Here is a 16,897-nt window from a genome sequence, read left to right as displayed (position 1 = left end):
TTGATGTGGTTCGGTGCGGACGTCAGTCGGTGGCGGAGGTGAGCTGGCCGGCGGCCCAGTGCGCCCACTCCTCCTGCATCGCGTACAGGCGCAGGCCGTACTCGAGCGCCAGTCGGCCGTTGACGGTCAGCTGGCCCGGCTCGGTCCAATCGAGGGAGTCCTGCAGTTGTCGTAGCGCGGCCTGGTCCGCTGCGGCCTGCTCGGCCGCCCTGGCCAGGTAGTCCGCCGCCTGCTCCGGGGTGAGTACACCTATGAAGAAGACGCGGAGCAGCGCGCTGCTGCGCCGAGGCTCCGGCTTGTCCTCGATCAGCCAGCGTTGAAGCTCGGCCAGGCCCGTATCGGTGAGTGTGTACTCCTTGCGCCCGCGTGGACCCTCTGCGGCGACGTCGATCAGGCCGTTGTCGGCGAGGCGGGCCAGTTCCCCGTAGACCTGGCTCTGGGTCGCGGGCCAGACGTTGGCCAGCGAGGTGTTGAAGCGCTTCATCAGGTCGTAGCCGCTGGCGGGCTGGTCGACGAGGAGGCCGAGGACTGCGTGGCGGAGGCTCATGCGGCCATCCTACCTTCCTCTATTGACAGGTCGAATAACGACATTCTAGTTTTGACAGATCAAGCTTGGAATATGCAAGGTCCTTCAATCCCCCCAGGAGTCGTCATGACCGCCGCCGCCCCCCATCTGCTGGGCAACTTCGCCCCTGTCCCCGACGAGCTCACCGTCACCGAACTGCCCATCACCGGTTCCATACCGCCCGAGCTGACCGGCTGGTACCTGCGCAACGGGCCCAACCCGCGCGAAGCCGCCTCCGCGCACTGGTTCCTGGGCGACGGCATGGTCCACGGCGTGCGCCTGGAGGGCGGCAGGGCCGTGTCCTACCGCAACCGCTGGGTCCGGACAGCCGCCTTCACGCGCGGCGCCCGCCCGTACGACGACCACGGCAACCACGACCTGACAGCCGGCGTCGCCAACACCCACGTCGTGCGGCATGCGGGGCGCACTTTGACATGTCAAGACAGGAGTCTTGCTAGGAGCCTCAAGGAGTACGTCATGTCGTACCTGCGCACCTTCGCCCCGTGGATCGTCTATGCCGTCATCCCCTCGGCGAGCTGGAGCTGGGGCGCGCTGGCCGCCCTGCTGGTCTCGCTTCTGGTCGTTGCCCAACAGGCGCGCGCAGGCCGGACCTTGGACGCACAGATCATCGAGATCGGCTCCGCTGTCTTCTTCGCCGCGATCACCGTGCTCGCCTTCGCGGACCCGCACACCGCGCTGCACCCCTATGCCCCGGCGCTCTCGTCCGCCGCGCTGGCGCTGATCGCCGGAGCCTCGCTGGCCGCCGGGCGCCCGTTCACCCTCGGCATCGCCAAGCAGAGCACCCCGCGCGAGTTCTGGGACCAGCCGCTCTTCATCCGCACCAACGTCGTCATCACCGCCGCCTGGACGGCGAGCTTCGTCATCGGCGCCGTCACCCTCGCGGCCGTGGCCCACGACTCGACCGCGCGCACCGTCGTCCAGATCGCCGCCTTCGTCGCCCCGGCGACCTTCACGATCCACTACTCCCGCCACATCCAGGCCAAGACCGCAGCCCTCCGCAACCTGGCCTCGTGACCCCCGCTCGTCGAACACCTCCACCGCCGGATCCGGGTCGGCGTGTCGTCGCTGATCCGGGCAAGCTCTTTCCCTCTGGGATCTGTGGCCTATCTGATCGAGCTTCAGGAATCACTGACGCCGAGTCGGCGGATCGACAGCGCGTCGGCACGGCGGGGGTTCATGTCAGCCGGCCAACCCTGCCGCTCCGCGCTCAAAATGCCCAGGCCGCCTACGAACTACCGGACCCTCTTGGCGCTACTCTCAACTTCCGGTAGTCCTCGTGGGATGACCAGGGGTGAGAACTGATGGCAGAGTATGTGAGGGTGTCCGAACGGCTCGCGCTGCCGCGTGATCTGGATGTCCCGATCACGGGTTCGGCCCAGCGGCAGGACGAGTACAGGGTCCACGTGTGCCAGGACGAGGCGAAGGCGGTGGAGCTGCTCCGCGCCGAGATCGGTGGCAGGCGGGTCGCGCTCATCACCGACGACCTGGTCGGCGTCCTGCACGGAAAGCGGCTTGCGGACCGGCTTGCCGGGGTCGGGTTGGACGTGTCGATGACCTCCTTCCCGGCCGGCGAGGCCAGTAAGAACCTCGGTACCGCGGCCGAGCTGCTGGACTGGCTGGCGGGCACCGAGTTGGCCCGTCGCGACGTCGTGCTGGCGGTCGGCGGCGGTGTCGTGATCGACACCGTGGGCTGGGTGTCGAGCACCTACATGCGCGGCGTGCCCTACATCAACGTGCCGACCACACTGCTGGCCCATGTCGACGCGGCGCTGGGCGGCAAGGTCGCCGTCGACCACCCCAGTGCCAAGAACCTGCTCGGTGCGTTCTACCAACCTGTGGCGGTGGTTTCGAACGTCGGCTATCTGAGTACGCTCGCCGACCGGGACCTGCGGGCCGGGCTCGCCGAGGCGATCAAGAAGGGTGTCATCGCCTCGCCGGAGCTCTTCGAGCTGATCGAGTCGAGGCACCGTAACATCCTGGCCGCAGACCCGGCGGTCACCGCCCGGTTGGTGCACGCGGCCAGCCTGATCAAGTGCCGGCTGATCGCCGACGACCCGTACGAGCACGATCTGCGAAGACCGCTGAACTTCGGTCACACCATCGGTCACGCGGTGGAGACGGTGGCCGGGTACGGGCACGTGCTGCACGGCGAGGCGGTCGCCTTCGGGATGGCCTGCGCCGCCCGGATCGCCGAACGCCGGGGCCTGCTCGACCCCACGCTGCGGCGGCGGCTCACCGGCTTGCTGCGCGAGGTCGGACTGCCCGTCACCCATGACGACCTGCCGGCCTCGCTGGACCCGGACGGCACGGTGACCGCGCTGGGCCAGATCCGCAAGATCAGGGGCGGCCGGATCCGCTTCGTCCTGCCGGTGGAGCTGGGCGAGACGGTCATCGCCGATGACGTGACGGACGACGAGATCCGTGCCGCGCTGACGGCGCTGCCTCCGGGAGGAAGCGATGACTGAGCTCGATGTGCTGGTGGTGGGCGGCGTCGGGGTGGACACCATCGTCCGGGTGCCCGAACTGCCGCTGCCGCCCAAGGAGACCATCGCCGTCCCGCACATCAACCGGTATGTCGGCCACACCGGGAACGGCGTGGCCCTGGGCTGCCACCGGCTCGGCCTGCGGACGCACTTCGCGGACGTGATCGGCGCCGACCCGGAGGGTGCCATGGTGCGGGCCCGGTACGCGGAGACCGGGCTGTCCTTCGGCTACCTGATCCACCCCAGCGGCACCCGACGGAGCGTCAACCTGGTCGACCCGCACGGCAGGAGGCAGTCGCTCTACGACGGCCGCCACCCGGTGGGCATGACGGTGGATCCCGGCCTGTACCGCGAGCCGCTGGCTCGCACCCGGCATGTCCACATCTCGCTGGTCGACTGGGCCCGCCACGCACTGGCGGACGCGATCGACGCCGGGCTGACCACCTCCACCGACCTGCACAACTGGGACGGCAAGGACGAGTACCGCCAGGACTTCGCCTACGGCGCCGATCTGGTCTTCCTCTCCACCGGCGCGCTGGGGGACCGGATCGAGGAGACGGCCGAGGACATTCTGGCCCGTGGCCGCGCCAGGGCGGTGGTCGCGATGGCCGGAGGCGACGGGAGCTACCTCAAGCTGCCGGGCGCGGCGCTGCGACATGTGCCCCCGGTCGTGTTGCCCGCCGAGCAGGTGGTGGACACCAACGGGGCGGGCGACAGCTATGTGGCGGCCTTCCTCTACGCCTGGCTCTCCGGCAGAAGTTGGGCGGAGTGCGCGAGGGCGGGATCCCTGGCCGGAGCCCACGCCGTGCGCACGGCGGGCACGCACACCTCCTTCATCACCGCCGACGAGCTGGACGGTCAGCTGCCCTGAAATGCCATGCCATGCCCTGCCCTGAACCGCCCTGAACCGCCCAGAACAGCAGGGCCTACGGCATCCCGAACCGGTCACCGGCCAGCACCTCGCCGGCCAGCACGATGCCGTCCCGCACGGTCGCGCCTGCCGCCACCGTCGCACCCGGAAGTACCACCGAGCGCAGCACCTTCGCGCCCGGCTCGACACGGCAGCCCGGATGCAGCACGCTCTGCTCGACCATCGCACCGGCCGGCACCTCCGCGCCCAGCAGGCTGCCCGTGTCGGGCGCGAAGCGCGGCGCTGCGCCGACCAGCGTGCGCGGCAGGGACTCCGGTGCGATCGCGTGCGGCCGTGCCAACAGGCGGAGCTGCTCGCGGTGGTAGCGCTCCACGGTTCCGATGTCCGCCCAGTACCCCTCGACCGGAAAGGCCGTCACCCGGCGCCCCCGGGCGATCATCTCGGGCAGCACGTCCCGGCTGATGTCGTGCTGCCAGCCATCCGGGCCGCGTGCCGCCAGCTCGGTGAGCACCGACCGCAGGGCGTCGATGCGGAACAGGCAGAACGCCGTGAACACCAGGTCCGAGGTCGGGTGTTGCGGCTTCTCGACCAGGGACCGAACGCGAAGCCCGGCGTCCACCTCGACCATGCCGAACAGCTTCACGTACTGCGGTTCGACCGGCTGGACGCCGATCGTGCAGTCGGCTCCCGAGCTGCGGTGCGCGGCCAGCATCGGCCCGTAGTCGAAGTGGTAGACGTGGTCGGCGTGTTGGACCAGGAGATCGCTCGCGCCGGGCGCGAAGAGGTACTCGGCGTTGGCCAACAGCGCGTCGGCGGTGCCGCGTTCGGCGGGACGCGGCGGCAGTACGGTGCCGGGGCGGTGCACGTCGCCGGTGCGCAACAGCCGGTCGTGCGGTCCGAAGTGCAGCCTGGTGCCCGGCCGGTCGTCCCAGTGCGTGAGCAGGTGGTGCACCAGGTCCGACTCCCGATGGAGGGAGAGCAGCACCACCTCCGGCACCCCGGACCGGACCGCGTTCGCCACGCTGAAGTCGACCAGCCGGCAGGACGCCGCGTACGGGACCAGCGGCTTGCAGACCTGCGAGGTCAGCGGTCCCATCCGTTCGCCGAGCCCTCCCGCCAGCAGTCCGGCGCGCACGCCGTCCAGGCTCACCAGGTCCTCCCCTGCGCAGTGGCTGCGGGGAGCAGGCGCCGCAGCACCGCCAGCGAGTTCGCCATGCCCTGCTCGGTCGGCAGCAGGGCGTCCTCGTGTTCCACGTAGATCACTCCTCGGTAGTCCTCGTCCAGCAGCCCGGCCACGATCTCCGGCCACGGGAGCTCGCCGGAGCCCAGCGCACGGAACCGGATCGCGGGTCCGGGGCCGTAGCGCGACCAGCCGGCCCCGTGCGGGTCCTGCGGTTCGCGCGGGCGCTGGAGGTCCTTGGCGTGTACGGCGACGAGCTTCGGACCCCAGCCCCGGACGGCGTCGACCGGATCGTGGCCCACTGCAGCGAGGTTCGCCGGGTCCAGGCAGAGCCGCACCCGGTCCTCGGCGGCGAGCAGCGACCTCGTACTGGCCGGGTCGTAGACCACCTGCTTGGGATGCGGTTCCACCACGACCGCCACGCCCAGCTCGTCCGCCAGGTCCAGCACCGGCCGGGCGGCCCGCACCCAGGCGTCGATGTTGTCCTGCCAGCTCACCTCGCTGCCCCACCACGAGAGCCAACGCCCGAGGTCGGGCACGCCGAGCATCAGCCGGGCCTGCGGGGCGCCGAGCGCGGCCGCCAGCCTGACCGTCGCGAGCGCGGCCCGCAGTCCGTACGCACGCTTCGCCTCGGCGGGACCGGCCAGCACCGGATCGGTGTGCGGCCCGTGCGGCCCGAGCAGCAGCTGGGTGTCCCGGCTGTTGCTCACGCAGCCCACCTCCAGCCCCAACACGGCGAGCAGTTCACGCAACTCACGGTGGTAGCCCGGGTGTTCGGAGCAATCTGCGGGGACCAGCCCGAACGAGCTGTCCGCCGGCAGGTCGACCACCTCGACTCCGGCCCGCGCGGCGGCCCGCAGGGCACCGTCGAGGCCGCCAGGTGCGAGGGCCGCCAGGCACAGGCCCAGCCGGACGGGTCCCGGCGTCATCCGGGACGCTCCTCGGCGGCGGCCAGGGCGGCGTGCTCACGGCCGGCGTCGTCCCGGGTGTGCGCCCATTCGTGCGTCCATTCGTGCGACCACTTGCGCGTCGAATTGTGCGTCGACCTGTGTGTCCAGGCCCATCGCCCGGCCACGGCCGCAGGCAGGCCGCCCGCGTGTTCACGCAGGGCGGCCAGGACCGCCGCCGCCGGATCGTCGACGACCGTCGGTGGGCTGTCGGCCCCCAGCTCCTCGGTGATCCGCATCCGCAGCGCGTCGGCGAACTCGGGGCAGCCCCGGAACACGCCGCCGGCCAGCGTCGCCGACCACTGCCCGGTCAGCCCCATCGAGTCGCGTGCGGTGCGTACGCCGTGCAGCAGTTCGTCCAACGCGGCGCCCACGACCTGGCCCGCCACCGGGTCGCCGGCCAGCCAGCAACGGCAGACGACGACGGACAGCGCGGCCACCGAGGCCTTGGGGTACGGCTGCCCGGCGAGCCGGCGGGCGAGTTCCGGCGCCGACACGTCCGCGTGTTCGGCGATGGCCGGGCCGAGCGCCGTCGGCGCGCCCCGCCCGTCGGCACCCCGTACGGCGGCCCGCAGGCCGCCCAGCCCGAGGGCGAACGCGCTGCCCTCGTCGCTGCCGAGGTACTCGCAACCGCCGATCGCGCGGGGCGTGCGGACGCCGTCGCCCGCCAGGAAGCCCGAACCCGTCCCGCACACGACGGCCACCCCACGGCCGCGCAGTGGGGGAGCGAGCAGCAACGGCAGGATGTCCCGGGAGACCACCAGCGTGCCGGTGAGCCCGGCCGTGCCCGCCGGCCGGGTGAGGCGGTCGAGTTCGCGCTGCGGGGCGTCGGCGTCGAGCGCTGCGGTGGCCAGCCAGCCGGCCGCCGGTTGCCCGTCCAGTCGGCTGCCGACGGCACGGAGCAGGTCCAGCAGGCCCCGGTCGGCGGCACGTGCGCCGACCGACGCGGGGTTCACCGAACCCGCGCGCCACCGTGTCCCGTCGTCGAGCAGGGCAGTGGTGGTGCTGCCACCTGCGTCGATAGCCCAGTACCTCACCGTGGGACGCCTCCGCGTTACTCTGTGCGACCGATTGCGCGCTACGCTACCGGAGCAGGGCGGTCGAACCCGCCAGGCAGCAGGCTCTGAGGCCAGTTCTCACGGACGGGGTGTCTGACGGAGTGTCTGTTCGGCGGGGAGACGACCGAAGCGGCGCAGTCGTCGGGCTGCTGGCCGTCGCGGTGAGCTGGGGGCTGTTCTGGGGCGGCTGGTCCGCCCTGATCCCCGCCGTCAAGTCGGACCTGGCGCTGACCGACGAGCAGCTCGGGCTGGCGCTGTTCGCCGTACCGATCGCAGCCGTGCCGGCCATGCTGCTCACCGGGCGGCTGGCCCAGCGGCTGGCCCAGCACACCCTGCCCGCCGTGACGGCGGCCTTCGCCGTCGGCTGCCTGCTGGTCGGGCTCGCCTCGTCCCGCTGGACGTTCACCGCCGCGCTGCTGCTGGTCGGTGTGGCCAGCGGTGGGATCGAGGTGGCGCTGAACGCGACCCTCGCCGCACGGGAGGCCAGGGACGGCGTCCGCCTGTTCAACAAGGTGCACGCGGCGACCCCGCTGGCGATGGTGGGCGCGGCGGCCGGCGTCGGCCTGGCGCGTTCCCTCGGCGTGTCGCCGCGCGTGCTGCTCACGGTGATCGCGGTGCTGGTGGCGCTGAGCGCCGTCCTCGCGATCGACCGGCGCCCCTGGCAGGACGCGGCACCGGTCCCGGACGGCGGGTCGCCCGGCCGGATCTCCCGGCCGTTGGTGCTGGTCGGCGCCGTCGGCGCGGTCGTCCTGCTGATGGAGAACAGCGTGGAGCAGTGGGGTGCGATCCACCTCGCCCAGCAGCTCGCGGCGGGGCCGTTCCTGGCGGCCTGCGGCCCGGCGGTGTACATGACCGGCCTGGCGGTCGGCCGGATCCTCGCACAGTGGCAGGGCGAGCGGTTCGACGACGGCACGCTGGTCCGGGTCGGCGGAGCCCTGGGTGGGATCGGTCTCGCGGTCGCGGCGGCGGGCTGGAACGTGCCGTGGACGCTGACCGGCTACGCGCTGGCGGGAATCGGGCTCGCGCCGGTGGTGCCGGGCCTGCTCGGCGCGGTCGGCCGCGCGGTCGGCCCGGACCGGAGGTCCAGGACGATCTCGGCCGTGACGACAGTGGCGTACGCGGGCTTCCTGGCCAGTCCGCCCCTGGTGGGCGTACTGGCGGGCGGGCTCGGGCTGCCGACGGCGCTGGGCTTGGTGGCGCTGGGCGGGGTACTGGTGGTGACGGGTGCCCACGCGGTACGGCTGCTGCCGGTTCCGGTCCCGGACCCGGACCCGACGGGGGAGGAGACCCGATCATGACGCTGCGTCACCTCGACGGCACCCGCCTACGCGTGCTGGTGATCGGCGCGGGCTACCTGGCCGGCCACATCGGCCGACGACTGGCCGGGCTCGGTCACGCCGTCACCCTCAGTTCGCGGCACCGGCCGACCGGGTCCGGAGCCAGGGGCCTGGCCTGGCTCCCGGTCGACATCGTCCGGCGCGGCTCGGTACAGGCCCTCCTCGAAACGGCCCGCCCGGACGCGCTGGTCATCGCGCACGGGCCCTCCGACATCACCTGGTGCGAGGCCAACCCCGAGCAGGCGGCCGCCGCGCACCACGGCGGCGCCCGGCACCTCGCCGAACTGCTCGACGGCCGCCGGGCGGTGCTGATCTCCACCGACAACGTCTTCCCCGGCCGCGCGGCGAGCTGCGGCGAGTCGCAGCCCACCGAGCCCGCCAACGCGTACGGCCGCGCCAAGCTCGCGGCCGAGGACACGCTGCTGGCGAGCGGCAACGTCCTCGTGTTGCGGGTGAGCCTGGTCTACGGTTGGGACCGCGACGGTTTGCGGCCGAACTTCTTCACCACCTGCGCACTGAAGCTGAGCGCGGCCGAACCCGTAGCGGTACCCGACGACCACTGGAACAGTCCCGTGCTGGTGGACGACGTCGCCGCATGGAGCAGCGCACTGCTGGTCTCCGAGCACACCGGCGTCGTACACCTGGGCGGCCCACGACGGCTGACCAGGCTGACCTGGGCCCGGCACATCGCGCAGAGCTACGGAGTGGACCCGGCCCTGGTGAGCCCCGCACCCCAGCAGAGCACCGGCTACGCCTGCCGCCCGCGCAACGCCTGTCTGCACAGTGAGCGCGCCGGGAGCCTCCCCGAGCTCGCGACCCTCGCCCCGATGGACGTCTTCGAGGCCACCGCCAGGCTCATCGCTCTCTGAACCGCCCTTGCACCCTCTGAACCGCCCTTGAACCGCCCTTTGAATCGTCCGAGGAACCGTCCGAGAAATCGCCCAACGAGAGGACCGGCCGTGACGGATCGCCAACTGTTCCTGGCCAGCAAGCGGGCCGCCGTCAGCTACGCGCCCGACCCGGATACCGGCGAGCTCCGCCCCTGGCTCGCGCCCGGCGGCACCGGCAACGTGGTGGCAGAGCAGGCCGGCGTGCTCGACGTGACGTGGATCGCGAGCGCCGACACCGACGACGACCACCGGGCCGCCCGGGAGAACCCCGACGGCCTCACCCTGGAGCTGCCGTCCGGCCGTGAGATCCGGATCCGGCTGCTGCGCCACGACCGCCGGACCTTCGAGGTGGTGCAGCACGTGGTGACCGCGCAGCTCCTCTGGGCGGCCAACAACTACGGCTGGGACACCTGGACTTCGCCCACCTTCGACGCCGGGACCTACCGGGCGATGGAGTCCTTCGCGGAGTTCACCGGCGATTTCGCCGACGCGCTGCTGAAGAGTTCGGCCGACGCGTCCGACCCGGCGTACCTGGTGCACGACTACCAGCTGGTCGCCGTCCCCGCCAGGCTGCGCGAGCAGCGGCCCGACGCGCCGATCCTGCTCTTCGTGCACATCCCCTGGCCCTCGCCCGACTACTGGCGGGTGCTGCCGAAATCCGTCCGGGTCGGTCTGCTGGAGGGCATGCTGCCGGCCACCACGATCGGCTTCTTCGCCGACCGGTGGCGGCGGAACTTCCTCGACTGCGTGGCCGATCTGATCCCCGACGCGGTGGTGGACCGCGACGCCGGCGTCATCCACCGGCGCGGCCACCGGACCAGCGTACGCACCATGCCGCTCGGCTACAGCCCGCTGACCCTGCACAGCCGCGAGCCCAGGCTGCCGGACGGCTTCGCCGACTGGGCGGGCGAGCGCCCCCTGGTCGTCCACAGCGGCCGGACCGACCCGATGAAGAACGCCGAACGCGCGGTGCGGGCTTTCGAGTTGGCTATAAGGTCCGACGAACGCCTGTGCGACGCCAGGATGCTGGTGCGGATGAACCCCAACCGGCTCTACGTCGAGGCCAATGCCGACTACGTACGCCGGGTGCAGGCCGCAGTCGCCGACGCGAACGCCCGGCTGGGCGCTGACACGGTGCGCTGGCACTGCGACAACGAGGTCGAGCACACCCTGGGTTGCTTCCGCCGCGCCGACCTGTTGATGTTCAACTCCACTGTGGACGGCCAGAATCTGAGCACCTTCGAGGCCCCGCTGATCAACGGGCGGGACGCCGAGGTGATCCTCTCCGAGCTGTGCGGCGCGGCCGAGGTGCTCGGTCCGGTCTGCCGTACCGTCAACCCGTTCGACCTGGTCGAGCAGGCTCGGGCGATCACGGACGCGCTCACCTCGCCCCCGGCCGCGCGAGCCGAAGCGGCCGAGCGCCGCCGCCGGGCGGCCGAGCCGTGGACGCTGGAGGCGTGGGTGCGCGCCCAGCTCGACGGTCTCGCCGCCGACCACCGGGCCCGCCATGAGTGACCTCGCGGTCGACCCCCAGCAGGTCGACCCGCAGCAGGCGGCGCAGTACCAGCTGGGTGACGCCGTCCTGGTCAGGGGCGAGGGCATCCGCGCCTGGGACAGCCGTGGGCGCGAGTACCTGGACTGCGTCTCGGGCACCTTCAACCTGCTGCTCGGGTACCAGCATCCCGAGGTGATGGCGGCGGTCCGGGCGCAGACCGAGGAGCTGGTGTTCGCGAGTTCCTCGTTCCAGACCGAGGCGACCAACCGGGTGATGCAGGAGCTGGTCAGGATCAGCCCGGACAACCTGACCCGGGTGAACCTGCGCAGTTCCGGCGGATCCACCGCCAACGAGGGCGCGATCAAGATGGCCCAGCACCACACCGGTCGGCGCGACGTGATCGTGCCGTTCCGGGGGCACGTCGGGCAGACCCTGGCGGCGGCCGGTCTCAACGGCAGCAGCCGGCTGCGCGCACCCTTCCCGCACCGGTTCCCCGGCGCGCTGCACGTACCCGGGCCGTACTGCTTCCGGTGCTTCTACCGGCAGACGCCGGACGTCTGCGGGATGCTGTGCGTCGAGCGCATCGAGGACTTCATCGAGTACGCGAGCTCCGGCAGCGTGGCCTGCGTGATCATGGAGCCGATCAGCGGCGTGGGCGGCAACGTCGTCCCGCCGCCCGGCTACCTCCAGGAGCTCAGGGCGTTCTGCGACGCCCGCGAGATCGTGCTGATCTTCGACGAGATCCAGACCGCGTTCGGCCGCACCGGCCGGATGTTCGCAGCCGAGCACTTCGGCGTGCAGCCGCACATGATGACCGTCTCCAAGGGGCTGACCGGCAGCGGCCTGCCGCTGGCGGCCATCCTCACCGAGGAGCGGATGGCACCCTGGGACCGCTCGCTGCACGGGTTCACCTACGGCGCGCACACGCTCGCCGCCGCAGCCGCCGTGAAAACGCTGGAGATCATCCAGCGACCCGGGTTCCTGGAGAACGTCCGGGCGGCCGGAGACGTCCTGACCGACCGCCTGCGCGCCCTGCAACAGGACCACCCGGTCATCGGCGAAGTCCGGGGGCTCGGGCTGATGTTGGGCGTCGAACTCGTCAAGCCCGACGGCGGCAAGGCGGTCGAGGAGGCCCACGCCTACCAGCGGGCGCTCCAGCGGCGCGGCGTACTCACCCGGGTGTCCGAACACGGCCTGGGCAACGTCATCGAGCTGCGCCCGCCGCTGGTCCTCACCCCGCAGGACGCCCACCTGGTCGCCGACCGCTTCGGTGAGGCCCTGGAGGCGCCGTCGGCTCCGGAGCCCGTCGGATGAGGGTGGTGCTGGGAGTTGACGGTCCGTCACTTGAGCGGACGCCGTGCGAGCGCCCGCCGGGCGAGCACGCGGTGCGCGTCCGGATCGAGGTGGCCGGCCTGTGCCGGTCGGATCTCAAGGAGATCGTCGGCGACCGGCACGGGGTGAGCCAGTTCGGTCATGAACTCGTCGGCGTGGTCGAGGAGTCCACCCTGCCCGGGCTGTCGGCGGGACAGCGCGTCAGCCTGGACCCGAACGTGGCGGTGACGCGCGGTACGGGCTTCGCGACCCGGATGTGGGCGGCCGGCCCGGCGGACTGCCTCGCGGCGGCCCTGCCGGTGGTGCCGCACGGCGTCGCGGCGCGCCGACTGGTGTTCACCGAGCCGCTGGCCTGCGCCCGGCACTGCCTCGCCGCGATCGCCCGCCACCTCGGCACCGAACTGCCCGGCCTGCGCCTCGGCGTGCTCGGCGCGGGAACGGCCGGAGTCCTGATAGCAGGGCTCGCCGACGCGCTGGGAGCCGACGTCGCGCTCGGCAACCGCAGCGCCGACCGCACCTCGTTCCTGCGCGACAGCGGCGTACTCGACGTCCCGATCGGGCCGATGGAGTCGCTGCCCGAAGGCGGCCTGGACGTGGCCGTGGTGGCGACGACCCTTGTCCAGCCCGCAGTTCTGGAGCAGGCACTGCGCCTGGTCGCCCCGGGTGGGTTGGTGATGCTCTACGGCGGCACCGCCCCGGGCGACACGTTGGCCGGACTGGACTGCGACCTGGACACCACCCGCCGCACCGAGGTCGCGGTCTCGACGTCCTGGCAGGGCAAGGCGGTCCGCGTCGGCGGCAGTTACGGGACCGCGCCCGCCGACTTCGTCGCGGCGGTCGACGCGCTGACCGGGCGGCCGTTCGAGGACCTGCCCGTGGAACGGTTGATCACCCGGGAGATCCGGCTCGCCGACCTCCCGGGAGTCCTCCGCGACCAGGTCACCGGCCGGCCCCTCGGCAAGACGCTGATCCGGCCGTAGCGGCCCGACACCGAGCACGACACGACGAGGCGGGGATGACCCCGCCACCCCAGCCACCCCCGTTACCCACCCGATCCGCGTGCGGACGGGTCGGCGACGGGCCGGCCCGTCCAGCGGAGCAGGACGACGCTCGCCAGGGCGGCGAGGGCGCACCAGGTGGAGGCGAAGGCCAGCTCGTACAGCACGCCGCAGAGGACGGCCCCCAGGCCGACGAGCGTGCCCAGCAGCCGCAGCAGCCGGTCGCCGCTCAGCAGTAGCGAGCCGACTGTCACGAGCAGGTAGCAGGCCAGCAGTAGCGGGGCGGACGCGAGCCCCACCCCGTACCGCAGGGTGTGGCCGTGGATCTCGGCCGTGACGGGGTGGGCTGCCACGGCGACCGCGAGCGGGACGGCGACGGCCACGCCCAGCAGGGCCAACGCCGCTCGCGGGCCCTGGCCGGGCGGGCGCGCGCTGCACCACACGCCCAGCGGCACCAGGACCGGCAGCAGCGGCAGCGCGATCACGGCCCAGGCGGCCCGGGCCCACTGCGCCGCCCCGGCGGACGGCCCGCCCTCGGCCCCCGACCAGACGGCCGCCTCGATCAGCTGATGCGCTCCGAGTACCAGCGGCAGGGCGGCCAGCGGTACGTCCGGCAGCCGCCGGACGCGCGCCAGGCAGCACACCCCGAGCCCGGTGATCACCGTCCCCGCGATGAGGTCGGCCTCGGCACTCCAGCACACTCGGGTCTCCTGCCGCAGGTCCGGCCTCAGGCTCCCAAGTTCTCAGGCTCCCGGGCTCTCAGACTGGCAGAGCGCGGTACGGTCGGCGACCGGCGCAACCGGCGGGTCCCGCCGCGCTCATGGCGGGTCGATCCCGCGCGACCAGAGCGCCAGCCCGGCCACCACGGCCGAGCCGACCACCGCGAGCGCCGCGACGAGGCGTCCCCAGGTGACCCCGCCTACCGGCGCGAAGGCCGCCAGCAGTACCAGGGCGCTCGCGCCGTACGCGGCGGCGGGGACCGCGCGCGAGCGCCACTGCCGTGCGCCTGCCGGGCCGGCTGCGACCGCGTCGGCGAGCAGCAGGTACCCGAGCAGCAGCGCCGTGACGCAGGCCGCCAGCCAGAGCGGTGGTGAGCTCGCCGCCGCGAGCAGGACGCAGCCCGCCGCGAACACCGTGTTGCGGTGTCGCGACAGCTGAGCGCCCCAGGCCCAGGAGTGCCGCACCGGGCGGTCGGCCACCACCGGGCTCGCCCACCACGCCGCTGCCACGGCGGCGACGGGCACCAGCAGGGTGAGCCGGGGCGCGTGGGCGAGCGCGACCGGATCGGCGGACGCGAGTGCGAGCGCGATGCCGAGGCTGCGCGCGGCTCGGGTCGTGGAGATCGGCGTGGAGATCGGAGTGCTCATCACACATTCCCTCTGATCCGGGTGCGCAGCAGCGGCGCCAGCGCGAGGTCCAGGCCCGCGCCCGGCTCCGGCCGGACGACCGGGATGCCCCGGCCGCGCAGCGCGAACCGCAGTGCCTCGCGGTCCGCGCGCCACAGCTGGACCACCAGCTCGCCGATCTCGCCGGCCCGGGCCGGCTCCGGGTCGCCGATCGGGACCTCGACCACCACCACGGGGTTGCCGCGCGCTGCGAGACCGCTCAGGACGTCCAGCACCCGCTGGTCGTTGAGCGGCGTGATCACGTACACCAGGGCGTCCGGCGGGAGCACCGGGCGGGGCAGCTCGTCCAGGTCCGGCACCTGGTAGCCGAGGTCCCGGCGGACCTCCAGCACCGTCTCCACCAGGCGGTAGAACTGCCCGGCGGCGCTGCCGGGCCGCAGCCAGCGGGTGGTGCCGCCGATCGACACCACGCCGACCCGGTCGTGGCTGCGCAGGTACGCCCGGGTGATCCCGGCGGCGGCGCGCAGCGTCTCGTCGAGGCTGGAGGCGCCGGTGGCCGGGTGCACGTAGTCGACGAGCGCGTCGATCAGTACGACCGTGTCGGCGGCGCGCTCGGCCGCGAACTGGTTGATCTGGATGGACCCGCGCCGGGTGCTGGACGGCCAGTGGATGCGTCGCTGCCGTTCCCCCCAGACGTGCGGACGCACCCCGGTCACCTCGACGCCCTCGCCGCGCTGGCGGGCGGTGTGCTCGCCGAGCCGCTCCGGCAGCCGTACCGGAATGGGCGTGAGCGAGGACCGTGCGGGGGAGGGGAAGACCTGGACCTCGCCCAACTCGACCCGGACGGTGCGCCGGGCCAGCCCGCCGAGGTCGTACAGGTCGAGATCGACGCTGCCGAGCGTCCAGTGGCCCCAGCGGTGGGCGGTGAGCCGCAGTTCCACCACGGGGCCGGTCACCGTGAGGCCGTCCAGCGTCATGCCGGGCCCGAGGTACAGCGCGGGGTCGATCCAGCCGGCCGTGCCGTCGAAGGAGAGCTCGATCCGGATGTCGACGGTGTCGCCCTCGAAGCAGCGGCGCGGGCCGATCTCGGCCTCGGCGGTGAGCCGGGTCGGGCGACCGCGCCCGGCGGCGGCCAGCACCAGCAGTACGACCGGCCCTGCGGCGCAGGCCAGCAGCCAGGCGTGCCCGGTCACCAGCGCGGCCGCGGCGGCGACGGCGGCGACCGTCAGCAGCCGTAGGGCGCGTTCGCTCGCCCGCCAGATCGTCGGCGGTGCGGCGGGCGGCCGGGTCAGGGCGAGTGCGGCGGGGGCGGAGCCGGTGCCCAGCGCCCGGGCGGCGCCGCGCCTGCCCTGCGAGGGTGTCACGGGCGGGCCGGTGCGGTCTGCGGCGCCGGGACCGTCCCGACCAGCGCCGAGATGACGTCGTCGGCGTTGATCTGACGGACCCACAGCTCGGGCCGGAGCGTGACGCGGTGCGCCAGCGCCGGGACGGCCAGGGCCTTGACGTCCTCGGGGACGACGTAGTCGCGGCCGTCCATGAGGGCCCGGGCGCGGGCCAGTTGGATCAGGGCCAGGCCGCCGCGTGGGGAGGCGCCGACCTGGATCTCCGGGTGCGAGCGGGTCGCGTCCACCAGGGCGACCACGTAGTCGACCAGGTCGTCGTCCACCTCGACCCGCTCCAGCGCCGCCCGCATGGCCACCACCTCAGCCGGGTCGGTGAGCCCCCGCAGGGCGGCCTCCGGGGTGGCCCGGTCCAGGCGGGCGCGGAGCATCGCGGACTCCTGTGCCACCGGCAGGTAGCCCATCCGGACGCGCAGCAGGAACCGGTCGAGCTGGGCCTCGGGCAGGCTGTACGTGCCCTCGTACTCGATCGGGTTGGCCGTCGCGATCACCACGAACGGGTCCGGCAGGCGCCGGGTGACACCGTCCACCGAGACCTGGGCCTCGGCCATCGCCTCCAGCAGCGCGGCCTGGGTCTTGGGCGGCGTCCGGTTGACCTCGTCGGCCAGCAGCAGGTGGGTGAAGACCGGTCCGGGGCGGAAGACCATCTCGCCGCTGCGCTGGTCGTAGAACGGCGCGCCGGACACGTCGGAGGGCAGTAGGTCCGGGGTGAACTGGATCCGCCGGAAGTCCAGGCCCAGCGCGGTGGCGAAGGACCGGGCCAGCAGGGTCTTGCCGAGGCCGGGCAGGTCCTCGATCAGGATGTGGCCCCCGGCCAGCACGCCGAGCAGCACCAGTTCGAGCGCCTCGGGCTTGCCGACCACCGCGCGACCGACCTCGTCGAGGACCCGCCGGGCCCGCTCACCGGCCTGACGCGGCGTCAGATCGGTGCTGGACAGGCCGGATTCGGCGGTCTGGGTGCTGGTCACGGTACT

Annotated in this window: 16 protein-coding genes; 8 read left to right on the top strand and 8 right to left on the bottom strand. The window is 72.9% G+C overall.

Annotation, left to right across the window (positions count from 1 at the left end; genetic code table 11):
• Positions 1–22: 22 nt before the first annotated feature.
• On the bottom strand, positions 23–547 hold the full coding sequence (locus tag P3T29_RS24085; RefSeq protein ID WP_280718694.1) for a PadR family transcriptional regulator: 525 nt from the start codon (positions 545–547) through the stop codon (positions 23–25).
• A 105-nt stretch (positions 548–652) separates the two neighbouring features.
• On the opposite strand from P3T29_RS24085, the gene P3T29_RS24080 reads away from it, so the two are divergent.
• The 3 genes from P3T29_RS24080 (at position 653) to P3T29_RS24070 (ending at position 3,940) form a co-directional block, all read left to right on the top strand.
• The gene (locus tag P3T29_RS24080) at positions 653–1,600 is read left to right on the top strand and encodes a carotenoid oxygenase family protein (RefSeq protein WP_280718693.1); all 948 of its coding nucleotides are present in this window, start codon (positions 653–655) and stop codon (positions 1,598–1,600) included.
• Positions 1,601–1,887: 287 nt separating this feature from the next.
• Complete coding sequence (gene aroB / locus P3T29_RS24075) at positions 1,888–3,051, top strand: 3-dehydroquinate synthase (protein WP_280718692.1); 1,164 nt, start codon at positions 1,888–1,890, stop codon at positions 3,049–3,051.
• Positions 3,044–3,940 carry a carbohydrate kinase family protein gene (locus P3T29_RS24070; RefSeq protein WP_280718691.1) on the top strand — a complete coding sequence of 299 codons (897 nt, stop codon included), beginning with the start codon at positions 3,044–3,046 and terminating at the stop codon, positions 3,938–3,940. The genes aroB and P3T29_RS24070 overlap by 8 nt, the downstream gene beginning before the upstream one ends.
• Before the next feature lie 55 nt (positions 3,941–3,995).
• Here the strand turns inward: P3T29_RS24070 and P3T29_RS24065 are convergent, their stop codons facing one another.
• Genes P3T29_RS24065 through P3T29_RS24055 form a run of 3 tightly spaced genes read right to left on the bottom strand, consistent with a single transcriptional unit; the run spans position 3,996 to position 7,104 of the window.
• Positions 3,996–5,090 carry a sugar phosphate nucleotidyltransferase gene (locus tag P3T29_RS24065; protein ID WP_280718690.1) on the bottom strand — a complete coding sequence of 365 codons (1,095 nt, stop codon included), beginning with the start codon at positions 5,088–5,090 and terminating at the stop codon, positions 3,996–3,998.
• Positions 5,087–6,049, bottom strand: coding sequence for a sugar phosphate isomerase/epimerase family protein (locus P3T29_RS24060; protein WP_280718689.1), 963 nt, complete (start codon positions 6,047–6,049; stop codon positions 5,087–5,089). The genes P3T29_RS24065 and P3T29_RS24060 overlap by 4 nt, the downstream gene beginning before the upstream one ends.
• The gene (locus P3T29_RS24055) at positions 6,046–7,104 is read right to left on the bottom strand and encodes a BadF/BadG/BcrA/BcrD ATPase family protein (RefSeq protein ID WP_280718688.1); all 1,059 of its coding nucleotides are present in this window, start codon (positions 7,102–7,104) and stop codon (positions 6,046–6,048) included. Before P3T29_RS24055 ends, P3T29_RS24060 begins: the two co-directional genes overlap by 4 nt.
• 122 nt (positions 7,105–7,226) lie before the next feature.
• Between P3T29_RS24055 and P3T29_RS24050 the strand changes: the two genes are divergently transcribed.
• From P3T29_RS24050 to P3T29_RS24030, 5 genes are all read left to right on the top strand, one after another.
• Positions 7,227–8,423, top strand: a complete 1,197-nt coding sequence (locus P3T29_RS24050) for an MFS transporter (protein ID WP_280718687.1) — start codon at positions 7,227–7,229, stop codon at positions 8,421–8,423.
• A complete protein-coding gene (locus P3T29_RS24045) occupies positions 8,420–9,331 on the top strand; it encodes a sugar nucleotide-binding protein (RefSeq protein ID WP_280718686.1) in 912 nt (303 codons plus the stop codon). Before P3T29_RS24050 ends, P3T29_RS24045 begins: the two co-directional genes overlap by 4 nt.
• A gap of 90 nt (positions 9,332–9,421) precedes the next feature.
• Entirely contained in the window at positions 9,422–10,867 is a 1,446-nt protein-coding gene (locus P3T29_RS24040; protein WP_280718685.1) for a trehalose-6-phosphate synthase, read from the top strand.
• Positions 10,860–12,161 carry an aspartate aminotransferase family protein gene (locus P3T29_RS24035; protein WP_280718684.1) on the top strand — a complete coding sequence of 434 codons (1,302 nt, stop codon included), beginning with the start codon at positions 10,860–10,862 and terminating at the stop codon, positions 12,159–12,161. Before P3T29_RS24040 ends, P3T29_RS24035 begins: the two co-directional genes overlap by 8 nt.
• On the top strand, positions 12,158–13,159 hold the full coding sequence (locus tag P3T29_RS24030) for an alcohol dehydrogenase catalytic domain-containing protein (RefSeq protein ID WP_280718683.1): 1,002 nt from the start codon (positions 12,158–12,160) through the stop codon (positions 13,157–13,159). The genes P3T29_RS24035 and P3T29_RS24030 overlap by 4 nt, the downstream gene beginning before the upstream one ends.
• 62 nt (positions 13,160–13,221) lie before the next feature.
• Here P3T29_RS24030 and P3T29_RS24025 read toward each other — a convergent pair whose 3' ends face one another.
• The 4 genes from P3T29_RS24025 to P3T29_RS24010 form a co-directional block, all read right to left on the bottom strand.
• A complete protein-coding gene (locus P3T29_RS24025; RefSeq protein ID WP_280718682.1) occupies positions 13,222–13,878 on the bottom strand; it encodes a DUF6629 family protein in 657 nt (218 codons plus the stop codon).
• 117 nt (positions 13,879–13,995) lie between these two features.
• Complete coding sequence (locus P3T29_RS24020; RefSeq protein WP_280718681.1) at positions 13,996–14,544, bottom strand: hypothetical protein; 549 nt, start codon at positions 14,542–14,544, stop codon at positions 13,996–13,998.
• Complete coding sequence (locus P3T29_RS24015; protein ID WP_280718680.1) at positions 14,544–15,887, bottom strand: DUF58 domain-containing protein; 1,344 nt, start codon at positions 15,885–15,887, stop codon at positions 14,544–14,546. The genes P3T29_RS24020 and P3T29_RS24015 overlap by 1 nt, the downstream gene beginning before the upstream one ends.
• The gene (locus tag P3T29_RS24010; protein WP_280718679.1) at positions 15,884–16,891 is read right to left on the bottom strand and encodes a MoxR family ATPase; all 1,008 of its coding nucleotides are present in this window, start codon (positions 16,889–16,891) and stop codon (positions 15,884–15,886) included. Before P3T29_RS24010 ends, P3T29_RS24015 begins: the two co-directional genes overlap by 4 nt.
• Between the last annotated feature and the right edge of the window lie 6 nt (positions 16,892–16,897).

It is taken from the genome of Kitasatospora sp. MAP5-34, assembly GCF_029894335.1.
In the GTDB taxonomy this organism is placed as follows: domain Bacteria; phylum Actinomycetota; class Actinomycetes; order Streptomycetales; family Streptomycetaceae; genus Kitasatospora.
The sequence above is the reverse complement of the archived record's forward strand: the minus strand, read 5'-3'. Positions and strand labels throughout refer to the sequence as shown.

Excerpts from the sequence above, each read along its gene's own strand:
- P3T29_RS24085 (WP_280718694.1), bottom strand. The coding sequence starts at position 547 with ATGAGCCTCCGCCACGCAGTCCTCGGCCTCCTCGTCGACCAGCCCGCC.
- P3T29_RS24080 (WP_280718693.1), top strand. The coding sequence starts at position 653 with ATGACCGCCGCCGCCCCCCATCTGCTGGGCAACTTCGCCCCTGTCCCC.
- aroB (WP_280718692.1), top strand. The coding sequence starts at position 1,888 with ATGGCAGAGTATGTGAGGGTGTCCGAACGGCTCGCGCTGCCGCGTGAT.
- P3T29_RS24070 (WP_280718691.1), top strand. The coding sequence starts at position 3,044 with ATGACTGAGCTCGATGTGCTGGTGGTGGGCGGCGTCGGGGTGGACACC.
- P3T29_RS24060 (WP_280718689.1), bottom strand. The coding sequence starts at position 6,049 with ATGACGCCGGGACCCGTCCGGCTGGGCCTGTGCCTGGCGGCCCTCGCA.
- P3T29_RS24045 (WP_280718686.1), top strand. The coding sequence starts at position 8,420 with ATGACGCTGCGTCACCTCGACGGCACCCGCCTACGCGTGCTGGTGATC.
- P3T29_RS24035 (WP_280718684.1), top strand. The coding sequence starts at position 10,860 with ATGAGTGACCTCGCGGTCGACCCCCAGCAGGTCGACCCGCAGCAGGCG.
- P3T29_RS24030 (WP_280718683.1), top strand. The coding sequence starts at position 12,158 with ATGAGGGTGGTGCTGGGAGTTGACGGTCCGTCACTTGAGCGGACGCCG.
- P3T29_RS24020 (WP_280718681.1), bottom strand. The coding sequence starts at position 14,544 with ATGAGCACTCCGATCTCCACGCCGATCTCCACGACCCGAGCCGCGCGC.